This window comes from Aeromonas sp. R7-4, from assembly GCF_040908055.1.
Classification (GTDB): Bacteria; Pseudomonadota; Gammaproteobacteria; order Enterobacterales; family Aeromonadaceae; genus Aeromonas; species Aeromonas sanarellii.
Genome location: NZ_JBFODA010000067.1, coordinates 223,446 through 236,152, shown reverse-complemented (window position 1 = coordinate 236,152; position 12,707 = coordinate 223,446). Strand labels below are relative to the sequence as shown.

At 64.5% G+C, this 12,707-nt stretch carries 12 protein-coding genes; 10 read left to right on the top strand and 2 right to left on the bottom strand.

All coding sequences use genetic code 11. The features are described from left to right. Positions 1-190: 190 nt before the first annotated feature. The 6 genes from AB5Y72_RS20275 to frdD all read left to right on the top strand — a co-directional run bounded on the left by AB5Y72_RS20275 (position 191) and on the right by frdD (position 6,818). A complete protein-coding gene (locus tag AB5Y72_RS20275) occupies positions 191-868 on the top strand; it encodes a glycerophosphodiester phosphodiesterase (RefSeq protein ID WP_318162804.1) in 678 nt (225 codons plus the stop codon). 155 nt (positions 869-1,023) lie between these two features. Continuing rightward, a complete protein-coding gene (locus AB5Y72_RS20270; RefSeq protein WP_042078946.1) occupies positions 1,024-2,901 on the top strand; it encodes a methyl-accepting chemotaxis protein in 1,878 nt (625 codons plus the stop codon). Positions 2,902-3,417: 516 nt separating this feature from the next. Next, positions 3,418-5,202: a fumarate reductase (quinol) flavoprotein subunit gene (gene frdA / locus AB5Y72_RS20265; RefSeq protein ID WP_042078945.1), complete on the top strand. Its 1,785-nt coding sequence runs from the start codon at positions 3,418-3,420 to the stop codon at positions 5,200-5,202. After that, positions 5,195-5,929, top strand: coding sequence for a succinate dehydrogenase/fumarate reductase iron-sulfur subunit (locus AB5Y72_RS20260; RefSeq protein WP_042078944.1), 735 nt, complete (start codon positions 5,195-5,197; stop codon positions 5,927-5,929). Before frdA ends, AB5Y72_RS20260 begins: the two co-directional genes overlap by 8 nt. 16 nt (positions 5,930-5,945) lie before the next feature. Beyond that, entirely contained in the window at positions 5,946-6,344 is a 399-nt protein-coding gene (locus AB5Y72_RS20255) for a fumarate reductase (protein WP_042078943.1), read from the top strand. A 117-nt stretch (positions 6,345-6,461) separates the two neighbouring features. Next, positions 6,462-6,818 carry a fumarate reductase subunit FrdD gene (gene frdD, locus AB5Y72_RS20250; RefSeq protein ID WP_042078942.1) on the top strand — a complete coding sequence of 119 codons (357 nt, stop codon included), beginning with the start codon at positions 6,462-6,464 and terminating at the stop codon, positions 6,816-6,818. Between the two features lie 83 nt (positions 6,819-6,901). Here frdD and AB5Y72_RS20245 read toward each other — a convergent pair whose 3' ends face one another. Beyond that, positions 6,902-8,119, bottom strand: a complete 1,218-nt coding sequence (locus tag AB5Y72_RS20245) for a winged helix-turn-helix domain-containing protein (protein ID WP_325782100.1) — start codon at positions 8,117-8,119, stop codon at positions 6,902-6,904. 74 nt (positions 8,120-8,193) lie between these two features. Then, the gene (locus AB5Y72_RS20240; protein ID WP_325782099.1) at positions 8,194-8,829 is read right to left on the bottom strand and encodes a class I SAM-dependent methyltransferase; all 636 of its coding nucleotides are present in this window, start codon (positions 8,827-8,829) and stop codon (positions 8,194-8,196) included. A 194-nt stretch (positions 8,830-9,023) separates the two neighbouring features. On the opposite strand from AB5Y72_RS20240, the gene AB5Y72_RS20235 reads away from it, so the two are divergent. The 4 genes from AB5Y72_RS20235 to AB5Y72_RS20220 are packed head-to-tail and all read left to right on the top strand — an operon-like array spanning position 9,024 to position 12,707. Further along, positions 9,024-9,689 (top strand): thermostable hemolysin, encoded by a 666-nt coding sequence (locus AB5Y72_RS20235; RefSeq protein ID WP_042078939.1) that lies wholly within the window; start codon positions 9,024-9,026, stop codon positions 9,687-9,689. After that, the gene (locus AB5Y72_RS20230; RefSeq protein ID WP_325782098.1) at positions 9,686-11,209 is read left to right on the top strand and encodes an AMP-dependent synthetase/ligase; all 1,524 of its coding nucleotides are present in this window, start codon (positions 9,686-9,688) and stop codon (positions 11,207-11,209) included. Before AB5Y72_RS20235 ends, AB5Y72_RS20230 begins: the two co-directional genes overlap by 4 nt. Continuing rightward, positions 11,206-11,862 carry an iron-containing redox enzyme family protein gene (locus tag AB5Y72_RS20225; RefSeq protein WP_325782097.1) on the top strand — a complete coding sequence of 219 codons (657 nt, stop codon included), beginning with the start codon at positions 11,206-11,208 and terminating at the stop codon, positions 11,860-11,862. The genes AB5Y72_RS20230 and AB5Y72_RS20225 overlap by 4 nt, the downstream gene beginning before the upstream one ends. Then, positions 11,859-12,707: an SDR family oxidoreductase gene (locus AB5Y72_RS20220; RefSeq protein ID WP_368199529.1), complete on the top strand. Its 849-nt coding sequence runs from the start codon at positions 11,859-11,861 to the stop codon at positions 12,705-12,707. Before AB5Y72_RS20225 ends, AB5Y72_RS20220 begins: the two co-directional genes overlap by 4 nt.

The window sequence follows — 12,707 nt, the reverse complement described above, 5'->3', positions numbered from 1 at the left end:
CCGAATGTCCCCGTGCACCCACGAGGTCCACTCGCTGATCCTGGACAAGCTGGCCCAATACGGCATGCATCTGCCTCATCAGCAGATCGATATCAGGATGAGCCGGGGTTGACGGGCCCCCTCCCCTTGTGAAGGGGAGGGCCGGGGTGGGGTTATCACCATCCCCCAATGACGACAACAGGAGCAACGAATGCAGATCATTGCCCATCGCGGGGCCAGCGGACTGGCACCGGAGAACACCCTCAAGGCCATCGCCCTGGCGCTGGATCTCGGGGTAGGTGCCATCGAGCTCGACGTGCAGCAGGCTGACGGCGAGCTCTGGGTCTTCCACGACCGGCGGCTGGAGCGCTGCACCGACGGCCACGGGGTGCTCAGCCACCAATCCCGGGACTATCTGGCAAGCCTGGATGCCGGAGACGGGGAGCGGATCCCGACCCTGTGGCAGGTGATGAGCCTGATTGCGGGGCGCTGCGAGCTGCATATCGAGCTCAAGGGTGCAGGCACCGCCGAGCCGGTGGCCGCCCTGACCCGGCGGGCCGAGGCGGAGCTTGGCTTCACCCCGGCGCACTGGGTCGTCTCCTCCTTCCATCATCCCGAGCTGATACGCTTCAAGGTGTTGCGGCCGGAGATCAGAACTGGCGCCCTGACCGCCAGCCTGCCGCTGCACGGTGCCCGCTTCGCCGAGGAGCTGGGGGCCTGGACCCTGAACTGCGACGTGGATTTCGTCGACCAGGCCCTGGTAGCGGATGCCCATCGCCGGGGGCTCAAGATCCTGGTCTACACGGTCGACGAGGTGAGTGATGGGGATGCATTGGCGGCCATGGGCGTCGATGGCATCTTTACCAACCGACCAGATCGATTCAGCTGAGTATCGGCGCGGCCTGGCGGGCCGTCGGGAGGTGAAATAAATCGAAAATTTGCTGTGCACCGGATACATAAAGTCCACAGTCGGCCGATACAGAGTTGGCCCATAACAATAACAAACACCACGGATCTCAGACTGACGCTCACAAGGATGTAAACATGAACCTATCCATCAAGAACAAGCTGGTCCTCGCCATCGGGGCCATTATCCTGGTCATCTCCGGCCTGCAGGTCTGGTACAACACCACCCAGCTGCGCAGCGAAACCCAGCGGCTGATCTGGAGCTTCATCGACGACAGCTCCATCGCCAACGTCAAGGGCATCTCCCGCTGGCTCGATGCCCGCATCAGCCTGGTCCAGGCCACCAAGGAGGCCTTCGCCAAGGAGGAGGAACCGCTGAGCCACCTGGCCCAGTCCATGAACGCGGGCAACTTCGACCTGGTCTACGTGGGGACCAAGGATGGCCGGATGATCCAGAGCAAGCCGACCGATCTGCCGGCCGGCTATGATCCGCGCCAGCGCCCCTGGTACAAGGACGCCATGGCCGCCGGCAAGCTCGCCATCACGGCCCCCTATGCCGACGCCGCCTCGGGCAACCTCATCATCACCATCGCCGAGCCCTTCAGCCGCGGCAGCACCGACGGCGTCATCGCCGGTGACGTCTCCATCGACGGCCTGGTGCGCGACGTGCTGGCGATCAACTCGGAAGGCACCTACGCCATCCTGGTGGACAGCAACGGCACCATCATCGCCCACCCGGACAAGGCGCTGACCCTCAAGCCCGCCACCGCCCTCTCCCCGGACCTGACCGCCGCCAAGGTCAACGAGCTGGCCCATGACAACACCATCTCCGAGATGAATATCAGCGGCAAGGCGAGCGTGTTCGATCTCACAGAGATCCCCAACACCAACTGGTACTTCGGCATCGTCGTGGACGAGGCGGTGGCCTATCAGTCCGTCTCCCGCATGGTGACCTCCGCCCTGCTGCAGGGCCTGCTCACCATCCTCATCGTGGCGGGCTTCTCCTACGTGGCCATCAACCGCTCCCTGGCGCCCCTGAAGACCCTCGGCGACGCCATCGCGGATCTCTCCCGTGGCAACGGCGATCTGACCCGCCGCATCAAGATCGAGCGGGAAGACGAGGTCGGCACCGTCGCCAAGCACGTCAACACCTTCATCGAACGCATCCACGTCATGGTGCAGGACATCTCCAACTCCTCCACCCAGCTCAACCAGCAGGCCAGGTCCTCCCACGACATGGCGGAGAAATCCAACCAGGGGCTGGCGCGCCAGCAGAACGAGATCTCCCAGATTGCGACCGCGGTGCACGAGATGTCCGCCACCGCCGTCGAGGTCGCCAGCAATGCCGAGCAGACCGCGGAGGCAGCCCGCAGCAGCTCCAGCAGCTGTGAGCACGGCAAGCAGGTGATCGCCCGCAACCAGCGCTCCATCACGGATCTCGCCACCCAGGTCAAGCAGGCCTCCGGCATCATCCAGGAGCTGGAGAAGAACGCCCAGGAGATCAACACCATCCTCTCCACCATCCAGGGCATCGCCGAGCAGACCAACCTGCTGGCGCTGAACGCCGCCATCGAGGCCGCCCGGGCCGGCGAGCAGGGCCGCGGCTTCGCCGTGGTGGCGGACGAGGTGCGGGTGCTGTCCCAGCGTACCCACAGCTCCACCGTCGAGATCCGCAGCATGATCGAGACCCTTCAGCGCAACACCCAGGGGGCCGTCAGCACCATGCACGAGGGTCAACTGCTGGCCCAGAACAGCGTGGAAGACGCAAACGACGCCACCCAGGCCCTGGAGCAGATCACCACCTCCATCAACCAGATCTCCGACATGGCGACCCAGATCTCCAGCGCCGCCGAGGAGCAGCGGGCGGTGACCGACGAGGTCAGCCGCAACATCCAGGCAGTCAAGGACGTCTCCGACGAGCTGGCGATCGATGCGGACAGCTCCCGCAACCTGTCGGCCCAACTTAAAAATATTTCAGGCGAACTGAACAATCAGGTGGGCATGTTCCGCATCTGAGACCACCCCATCCAGGGGGCCGCACAGGCCCCCTTTTTTACGTAAAATCCCTTTTGTTTCAGTAGTTATTACCCGGGCGCCCCGTATCGCGTTTTTGTGAGGCTCCTCCCCATTCAGGTCGCATACAGCCTGCCCATGGTTCACCTCGGCTATATTCGCATTACTTTTTTTAAAAAATTTCAGACCATAAAATGCTGAGAATGGTTCTTATTAAATATTTTTGATAAAAAACTTAAAAACTTTGAGGGTAATACCCAAAAAGAGAGGCATTTCTCATTTTACTGAAAGAAAACTACATATAATCTGGGAGTTAAAACAACCAGACTGATGGTTGCGGCTGATCCTGATCACTGAAGGATGGCGATAAAAACGGCGTTTTCATCCATGGAATGGGGTGGTTGTATTAAAAACCACCATTGCCACGCACTAAAACAGAGCAGTTTGACTTGCATCAAGCCTGAATTTTTTTCATAGAGCAAAATCGTGCCCAGCAAATCTATCCCTAAGGAGGCAGATGTGGATATTATCAAGACCGATGTCGCCATCATCGGTGCCGGTGGTGGTGGCCTGCGTGCCGCAATCGCCATTGCAGAAGCCCACCCCGATCTGGATATCGCCCTGATTTCCAAGGTCTATCCCATGCGCAGCCACACAGTGGCCGCGGAAGGCGGCGCCGCCGGCGTCGTCCGTGATGACGACTCTCTCGAGAACCACTTCAACGACACCGTCTCCGGCGGTGACTGGCTGTGCGAACAGGACGTGGTCGAGTACTTCGTCGAGAACGCCACCAACGAGATGATCCAGCTGGAGCACTGGGGTTGCCCCTGGAGCCGCAAGCCCGATGGCAAGGCCAACGTGCGCCGCTTCGGCGGGATGAAGATCCCCCGTACCTGGTTCGCCGCCGACAAGTCCGGCTTCCACATCCTGCACACCCTGTTCCAGACCTCCATCAAGTACCCGAGCATCAAGCGCTTCGACGAGCACTTCTGCCTGGATCTCATCGTGGAAGATGGCCGCGTCCAGGGCGTACTGACCTTCGACATCCAGAACGGCATCACCCGCTTCATCCAGGCCAAGTCCGTGGTGCTGGCCACCGGCGGTGCCGGCCGCGTCTATCGCTACAACACCAACGGCGGCATCGTCACCGGTGACGGCATGGCCCTGGCCTACCGCCACGGCGTGCCCCTGCGGGACATGGAGTTCGTCCAGTACCACCCAACCGGCCTGCCGGGCACCGGCATCCTGATGACCGAAGGCTGTCGCGGTGAGGGTGGCATCCTGCTGAACAAGGATGGCTACCGCTACCTGCAAGACTACGGCCTGGGCCCGGAAACCCCGGTCGGCCAGCCGAAGAACAAGCACATGGAGCTGGGCCCCCGTGATCGCCTCTCCCAGGCCTTCTGGCAGGAGCAGCAGAAGGGCCGCGTGATCCAGGGCCCCATGGGCGACGTGGTTCACCTCGACCTGCGCCACCTCGGCGAGAAGTACCTGAAGGAGCGTCTGCCCTTCATCTGCGAGCTGGCCAAGGCCTACGTGGGGGTGGATCCGGTGAAAGAGCCGATCCCGGTGCGCCCGACCGCGCACTACACCATGGGCGGCATCGAGACCAACGGCCAGTGCGCTACCCGTCTGCCGGGCCTCTATGCCCTGGGCGAGTGTGCCTCCGTCGGCCTGCACGGCGCCAACCGTCTGGGCTCCAACTCCCTGTCCGAGATCGTGGTGTTCGGCAAGGTGGCCGGCGAGCACGCCGGTGAGTTTGCCAAGACCCAGGCCCACGGCGACACTGCCGCCCTGGCCGCCAAGGCCGAGGCTCTGATCAAGCAGCACCTCTCCCTGCTGGATGTCGACGGCACCGAGAACCCGGCGGATATCCGCAACGAGCTGGGCATGTCCATGGAAGCCGGCGTCGGTATCTACCGTACCGAAGAGCTGATGCAGGGCACCATCGACAAGATCAACGAGCTGAAGGCCCGCTACAAGAAGATCAAGATCAACGACAAGTCCTCGGTCTTCAACACCGACCTGCTGTACGCCATCGAGCTGGGCTACATGCTGGACGTGGCGGAAGCCATGGCGCACTCCGCCATCAACCGCAAGGAGTCCCGCGGTTCCCACCAGCGTCTGGACGGTTACGAGGAGCGCGACGACGTCAACTTCCTCAAGCACACTCTCTCCTTCTACAACGGCGAAGGGGCCCCGACCATCGACTACTCCGATGTGAAGATCACTAAATCCCAACCGGCCAAGCGCGTGTACGGTTCCGAGGGTGAGAAACAAGACGAGGCTAAGAAGAATGGCTGAGATGATCGAAATTGAAATCCTGCGCTACCGTCCGGAGCAGGACAACGAGCCCTGGATGCAGACCTTCCAGGTGCCCTACCTCAAAGAGATGTCCCTGCTGGACGCCCTGCAGTACATCAAGGATCAGCTGGACTCCACCCTGAGCTTCCGCTGGTCCTGCCGGATGGCGATCTGCGGCTCCTGCGGCATGATGGTCAACGGCATTCCGAAGCTCGGCTGCAAGACCTTCCTGCGGGACTACCTGCCGGGCAAGATGACCATAGAGCCGCTCAACAACTTCCCCATCGAGCGCGACCTGGTGGTGGACATGTCCGACTTCATCGAGAAGCTGGAGAGCATCAAGCCCTACATCATCCCAGCCGAACCGCGCAACCTGTGCGACGGCGAGTACACCCAGACCCCGGCTGACATGGCGAAGTATCACCAGTTCTCCATGTGCATCAACTGCGGTCTGTGCTATGCGGCTTGCCCGCAGTACGGCATCAACAAGAAGTTCACCGGTCCGGCGGCCCTGGCGCTGGCCTACCGCTACAACGCCGACAACCGCGACAGCGCGTCCAGAGAGCGGATGAAGATCATCAGCCAGGACGAGGGCGTCTGGGGCTGCACCTTCGTGGGCTACTGCTCGGAAGTGTGCCCGAAGGGCGTGGATCCGGCCGCCGCCATCCAGCTTGGCAAGGTCGAGAGCGCCAAGGACTACATGATCGCCATGTTCAAGCCGGATTGAGACCAGGAGTGAGACCATGAACAACACTGAGAGCAAACGTAAGCCCTACGTGCGCGAGATGAAGAAAGACTGGTGGCTGAAGAATGCCTTCTACACCGGCTACATGATCCGCGAAGGCACCAGCATCTTCGTCTCCATCTACGCCGTGGTGCTGATGTGGGGTCTGATGCGCCTGGTCCAGGGTCAGGAGGCGTTCAACGGCTGGCTGGAGTCCCTGCAGAGCCCGGTCGCCATCCTGTTCCACGTCGTCGCCCTGGCAGCCTGCCTGTTCCACGCCAAGACCTGGTTCGCACTGGCCCCGAAAGCCATGCGCATCTTCCGTGGCGAAGACCTGGTGCCGGAGAAGCCGATCGTCATCGCCCAGTATCTGGCGCTGGCGGTGGTATCCCTGCTTGTCCTGATCATCGTGGCCTGAGGAGAAAACCCTGAAACGTTCTGACGAACCCGGTTATTGGAGCCAGCCTGGCCCCGGACCCCGTGCGTCAGCAAGGTTGCCACGATATCGCTATTAATCCTGATTTGAGGAAAAAGCATGAGACGTTCTGACGAGCCAATATACTGGGGTCTGTTTGGTGCCGGTGGCATGGTGGTTGCCATGCTGCTGCCGGTGATTGTCCTGATTACCGGTCTGCTGGTGCCCATGGGCATCATGGACGTGGAGACCATGAGCTACGAGCGCGTGCTCGCCTTCGCCAGCTCCTGGTGGGGGGCCTGCATCCTGCTGGCCATCATCGCCCTGCCCATCTGGCACGGCATGCACCGCATCTACCACGGCCTGCATGACCTGGGGATCCACACCACCAAGCTGCACCACTACGTGTTCTACGGCTTCGCCTTCCTGGTGTCCGCCATCACCGTCGGTCTGCTGATGGTGCTGGTGTTCCAGTAAGCACATCCTGACGCAATGAGAAACCGGGCCAAGCGCCCGGTTTTTTTATACCCCTCCCCCTTTTCAAGGGGGAGGTTGGGGGGTTATGCCACCGCCGCCCAAAGCGCCAGCAGGGGCGCCGGCACGGCGCCGTATCTCAATTGCGGGGTCTGGTGCCAGTCCGCCAGCTTCCGAAGTGCCTTGTCCAGCTCCCGGGCCAGGATCTGGGTGACCCTGACGCCCGGCTCCAGGTAGAGGCTCTTCACCTCGAACACCCCCTCCTTGCGGTGGGCCTTGGCGTCCATCCTACCCACCAGCCTGCCGCGATGCAGCAGGGGCAGCACGAAGTAGCCGTACTGGCGCTTGGGGGCCGGGGTGTAGCACTCGATACGGTAGTCAAAGCCAAACAGCTCGCTGGCCCGCTTGCGATCCCACACCAGGGGATCGAACGGCGAGAGCGCTGTGGTGTGGGTCGCCTTGAGGGTGCCCGCCTGGGCCTGCGCCAGCTCGCCCGCGAGCGACGCGTGCACGAAGGCACCGTGCTGCCACCCCTCCACCCGCACCGGCAACAGCTCCCCCTCGTCCGCCAGCCGATGGAGCAGGGCGTCGTACTTGCCCCGCCGCAGGCGATAGTAGTCCGCCACCCAGCCGGTCTTGACCAGCCCCAGCGCCCGGCAGCTGGCCCGCACCATGTCCCGTTGGGCGAGCTCGAGGCTCGGCAGATCCCGCTCGTCGTCCCACTCGGGGATGATCCGCTCGGCGAGATCGTAGACCCGCTGGAAGTTGCGCCGCTCGCGCACCATCAGGCGGCCCGCGGTGAACAGCACCTCCAGGTGCCGCTTCTCCGGCTTCCAGTCCCACCAGCCATTGCCCTTGCCCCCCTTGCGCTCGAAGTCGGCAGCCCGCACCGGGCCCTCCAGGCGAATGCGCTCGACGATCTGCTCGATCTCCTCCCCGTGGGTCTTGAGCCACTGGGCCGAGAACTTCCAGCCCATGGCGGCGGGATCCAGCATGCGATGGCGCAGCAGCCGGTAATCCTCCCGGGGCACGAAGCAGGCCTCGTGGGCCCAGTATTCGAAGAGGTCGCCCTCGGCCAGCAGCCGCTCCAGCCAGACGGGATCGTAGTGGCCGAGGCGGCTGAACAGCACCAGATAGGGGCTGCGGGCCACCACCGAGATGGTGTCTATCTGCAGCAGCGCCATGCGGCGGATGCAGTCAAGCAGATCTGCGGGGGCGACCTTGGTGCGGCGCGGGGTCAGCAGACCCTGGGCCGCGAGCTGCAGATGGCGGGCGTCCTGCAGGGAGAGATGGGGAATCGACATGAAGATAAGGGCATCCGTTCCAAGGTTGCAAAGCACCAGCATGCCCAACTCGGCGGCAAATGGAAACGCCCGGCTCAGGGTTTGGTGAAGACGGCCACATCGGCATGGGGAAACTCGACCTCTGCCCGCCAGCGAGCCCCCAGGGCGCGGAACGAGGCCTCGGCGAAGAAGACGATGTGGGTGGGATCCTGGCGATAGCGCCAGGTCCTGAAGCGCTCGTCCCCCAGCACCCGCTGGGTCTGCACGACCAGCACGCCGCCGGGCTTGAGCCGGGCCCAGAGGCCGTCCAGCACGGCGCGGGGGTCGGCCAGGTGTTCCACCACCTCGGTGCTGGTGATGAAGTCATACTCCCGCGACAGCAGCTCGGGATCGTCGGCGTAGAACTTGTCGTAGCCCGCCATCTCGAAGCCCGACTCCCGCCCCATGGCGACCAGCGCCGGGCCCGGGCCGCAGCCAAAGTCGAGGCCGCTGGCAGGAGGCGGCACCCGGGCCAGCACTTCCCCGAAGGCCCGCATCAGGAAACGGCGATAGCCGGGATCGTCCACCCGGTTGTCGTGATCGTCGTAGACCGCCTTCTCGGCCGCTTCGTCCAGGTGATCCGCCTCATCCAGCCAGACCAGCTCGCACGCCAGGCAGCGGTGATACGCCTTGCCTGCCACCGGCAGGGGGTAACTTCGGCAGGACGAACAGAGAGGACAAGGGGCTGGCATGGGGACTCCTCGGGTGGCGACAGCGGGGCAGATTGCCTGCCGCGCCCGCCGCTGGCAACTGTTTTGTCTCAGCCGGGTCGTCTCCCGCGCCCGACTTCGGGTGCCCCTCGCATTTTTCCTCCTTTTTTCGCTCCTTAAGGGTTTCTTAAGTTTGCCCTTTTACTCTCAACCCATTCCAAGAGAAGGAGCCAACCATGACCAGCGAGATCCAAGCCCCCTACAGGTTGATCCTGGCCGAATCAGAGCAGCAGGTCATGGCGCTGCAAGCCTATATCCAGGCCGCCTACACCCTCGAATTCAACGCCCGCATCCCCCATTTTCTGCCCTGCCTGCTCGGACTCTACCGGGCAGACGGCGTGCTGGTCGGCGCCTGCGGCCTCAACCAGGCCAGCCATGGCGAGCGTGAGCATCCCCTCTATCTGGAGCAGTACCTGGAACAGCCCGTCGAGGCCGCCATCGAGACCCGCCTCGGGGTACGTCCGGCCCGCAGCCGCATCATCGAAGTGGGCAACCTCGCCTGCCGCGAGCCGGGCAATGCCCGCCTGATGTTTGCCGCCCTGTGCCGGCTGCTGTGCGACAACGCCCTCGACTACGTGGTGTTCACCGGCACCGCCAAGCTTCGCAACAGCTTTGCCCGGCTGCGCCTCAACCCGGTGGAGCTGGCACTCGCAGAGGCCCACCAGGTCGGGGCAGACGCCAGCGCCTGGGGGGAGTACTACCGCTGTCAGCCCAGGGTCATGGCGGGCGACCTCAACCAGGGGCGCGAGGTGCTCGCCCAGAGCAGCCTGCTGCTCAACCTGCTGGGGCCCATGCCCATGCTTTTTGACCAGGCCGGCCATGACAAGAGGTGCGCTCAATGAGCCTGTTCGACGCCATCGCCCGCCACGCCAGCCTGACGCCGCGACAGCCCGCACTGCAAGGCAGCCAGGGAGAGCTGGATTACCGGACCCTGTGGCAGCAGATCCAGCGCCTGGCCGACCGCTTGCAGCACGCCGGCATTCGCCGCCTGGCCCTGCAGCTCGACAACGGTCTGCCCTGGGCCCTGATCGATCTGGCCTGCACCCGGGCCGGGATCGTGGTCATCCCCGTGCCTCACTTCTTCAGCCCGGCGCAGCAGGCCTGGCTGCTGGAAAGCAGCGGGGCCGATGCCCTGGTGGGGCCCGAGCACCAGGGATGGCAGGCTGCCGCGCCGCTCGTGCTGATGGCAGGCAGGCCGGATGAGCAGGCCGTGCCCCTGTGGCGCCGCATCCCAACCAGCCTGCCCGAGCTGCCGGCGGGCACCGCCAAGATCACCTATACCTCGGGCACCACGGGCCAGCCCAAGGGGGTCTGCCTGTCGCTGGCGCAGATGACGGCGGTCTGCGAGTCTCTGGCCGAGCGCGTCGCCCCGGCCAGGGTGGAACAACACCTGACCCTGCTGCCGCTCACCACCCTGCTGGAGAACCTGACCGGTCTCTACGTGCCGCTGCTCACCGGTGCCAGCAGCCGCATCCCCTCCCTGGGGGAACTCGGCTTCTCGGGCTCCAGCAAGCTGGATCCCGCCACCCTGGCTCAGGCCCTGTTGCGATGGCCCAGCCACAGCCTGGTGCTGGTGCCCGAGTTGCTGCGCCTGCTGTTGGCCCTGTGCGGCGCCAATCCTGTGCTGGCCGAAGGGCTCAGGGGGCTGCGCTTCGTCGCCGTCGGTGGCGGCAAGGTCGCCCCCGATCTCATCGGCCATGCCCGTGCAGCGGGGCTGCCGGTCTACGAGGGATACGGTCTCTCCGAGTGCGGCTCCGTGGTCGCCCTGAATGGCCCCCTGGGGGATCGCCCGGGCAGCGTCGGCCTGCCCCTGCCCCACTGCCGGGTGACGATCGCCGCCGACGGCGAGGTCATGGTGAGCGGCAGCGCCATGCTGGGCTACCTGGGGGAAGAGGGCGCCGCGGCCAACCCGCTTGCCACAGGCAAGCCTGCTGACCCGCAGATCGCCACCGGCGATCTGGGCCATCTGGACGAGGAGGGCTATCTCCACATCACGGGGCGCAAGAAGAACGTGCAGATCACCGCCTTCGGCCGCAACTTCTCGCCGGAATGGGTGGAGGCCCAGGCCCAGCTCTGCCCGGCCATCGCCCGCATCGTCATCTTCGGCGACGGCCAGCCCGCCAACGTGGCCCTGATCCAGCCGCTGCCGGGCAGCCAGTCCCAGCTGGCCGAACAGATAGCCCGGCTCAACCAGCAGTTGCCCGACTACGCCCGCATCCATCACTGGCTGCCGGTGGCGCTGGATCAGCACCCCGGCCTGCTGACCGCCAACGGTCGCCCCCGTCGCAACGAGATTTATCAGCACTTTTCCCGGCAGATCGACCAATGCCTGACACAAGGCCTCACAGGAGAATCCTCATGAGTTTCTATCAGACCCTGCAACAAGCCACCGCCGGCGAGCGCGAGCGCCTGTTCAATGCTCCCATCATTGAGGCCTGCCGCCGTGGCGACATCAGCCGGGAGACCTACCTCGCCTTCCTGGCACAGGCCTATTACCACGTGCGCCACACGGTGCCGCTGCTGATGGCTACCGGCGGCAGGCTGGGGCAGGAGTACGAGTGGGTGCGCGGCGCCATCCGCGAGTACATCGACGAGGAGTACGGCCACCAGGAGTGGATCCTCAATGACATCCGCGCCTGCGGCGGCGATGCCGAGGCGGTGCGCCACGGCCGGCCCGGGCTCCCCATCGAGCTGATGGTCGCCTTCCTCTACGACCAGATCCATCGCGGCAACCCCATGGGCTTCTTCGGCATGGTGCAGGTGCTGGAGGGCACCAGCGTCGCCATCGCCCTGACCGTCGCCGATCAGCTCAGGAGCGGTCTGGGTCTGCCGCCCCAGGCGATGAGCTACCTCAGCTCCCACGGCGCCCTGGATCAGGAGCACCTCAAGTTCTTCGAATCCCTGATGAACCGGGTGGAAGACCAGGCCGATCAGGCCGCCATCATTCACGCGGCCCGCGTGGTCTACCGCCTCTATGGCGACATGCTCTATCAGCTCACGGGATCCGGCCAATGAAGCTCGAAGGAAAACGCATACTGCTCACCGGCGCCAGCGGCGGCATAGGCGAGGCCCTGGCCATGGAGCTGGCGGCCCAGGGCGCACACCTGCTGCTGCACGGACGCAGGGCCAATGCCCTGGAGCGCCTGCGCAAGGAGCTGCCGCATCCGGAGCGCCACCAGACGGTGACAGCCGATCTGGGCTCGCCCCAGGAGCGGGCCAGGTTGTTGCAGCACCCGGCCCTGGACGAGGGGCTGGACGTGCTGATCAACGGCGCGGGCTGCAACCAGTTTGCCTGGCTGGAGGATCAGAGCAGCGAGCAGGTCGAGCGCCAGCTGCTGCTCAACGTCGAGGCCCCCATCCAGCTCACCCGCGCCCTGCTGCCGAGGCTGCGCAAGCCCGCGATCATCATGAACATAGGTTCCAGCCTGGGGGCCATCGGCTATGCCGGCTACAGCGTCTACTGCGCCAGCAAGTTCGCCCTGCGGGGCTTCAGCGAGGCGCTGGGACGGGAGCTGGAGGGCACCGGCATCAAGGTGCTGCACTTCGCCCCCCGCGCCACCCGCACCCACCTCAATTCCGAGGCGGCCTACGCCATGAATGCCGAGCTCGGCACCCACACCGACAGCCCCCAGGACGTGGCCGAGGAGGCCGTCATCGCCCTGTGCAACGAGACACGCCGCAGCTGGCTCGGCTGGCCGGAGAAGCTGTTCGTGCGGCTCAACGCCCTGCTGCCCGCCGTGGTGGACAGGGCGCTGGCCAGACAGCATCCCGTCATCGAACGCCACGCCCGCCGCTCGCTCCCCCTTGCCACCGGGCACCAGAGCCCGCCCCCCTGTGCCACGAACGAGAAGGAACATTGA

What these genes read in the sequence shown, in the direction of transcription:
- AB5Y72_RS20230 (WP_325782098.1), top strand. Translation starts at nt 9,686, where the DNA reads ATGAGCCTGTTCGACGCCATCGCCCGCCACGCCAGCCTGACGCCGCGA.
- frdD (WP_042078942.1), top strand. Translation starts at nt 6,462, where the DNA reads ATGAGACGTTCTGACGAGCCAATATACTGGGGTCTGTTTGGTGCCGGT.
- AB5Y72_RS20240 (WP_325782099.1), bottom strand. Translation starts at nt 8,829, where the DNA reads ATGCCAGCCCCTTGTCCTCTCTGTTCGTCCTGCCGAAGTTACCCCCTG.
- AB5Y72_RS20225 (WP_325782097.1), top strand. Translation starts at nt 11,206, where the DNA reads ATGAGTTTCTATCAGACCCTGCAACAAGCCACCGCCGGCGAGCGCGAG.
- AB5Y72_RS20275 (WP_318162804.1), top strand. Translation starts at nt 191, where the DNA reads ATGCAGATCATTGCCCATCGCGGGGCCAGCGGACTGGCACCGGAGAAC.
- AB5Y72_RS20245 (WP_325782100.1), bottom strand. Translation starts at nt 8,119, where the DNA reads ATGTCGATTCCCCATCTCTCCCTGCAGGACGCCCGCCATCTGCAGCTC.
- AB5Y72_RS20220 (WP_368199529.1), top strand. Translation starts at nt 11,859, where the DNA reads ATGAAGCTCGAAGGAAAACGCATACTGCTCACCGGCGCCAGCGGCGGC.
- AB5Y72_RS20255 (WP_042078943.1), top strand. Translation starts at nt 5,946, where the DNA reads ATGAACAACACTGAGAGCAAACGTAAGCCCTACGTGCGCGAGATGAAG.
- AB5Y72_RS20235 (WP_042078939.1), top strand. Translation starts at nt 9,024, where the DNA reads ATGACCAGCGAGATCCAAGCCCCCTACAGGTTGATCCTGGCCGAATCA.
- AB5Y72_RS20270 (WP_042078946.1), top strand. Translation starts at nt 1,024, where the DNA reads ATGAACCTATCCATCAAGAACAAGCTGGTCCTCGCCATCGGGGCCATT.
- AB5Y72_RS20260 (WP_042078944.1), top strand. Translation starts at nt 5,195, where the DNA reads ATGGCTGAGATGATCGAAATTGAAATCCTGCGCTACCGTCCGGAGCAG.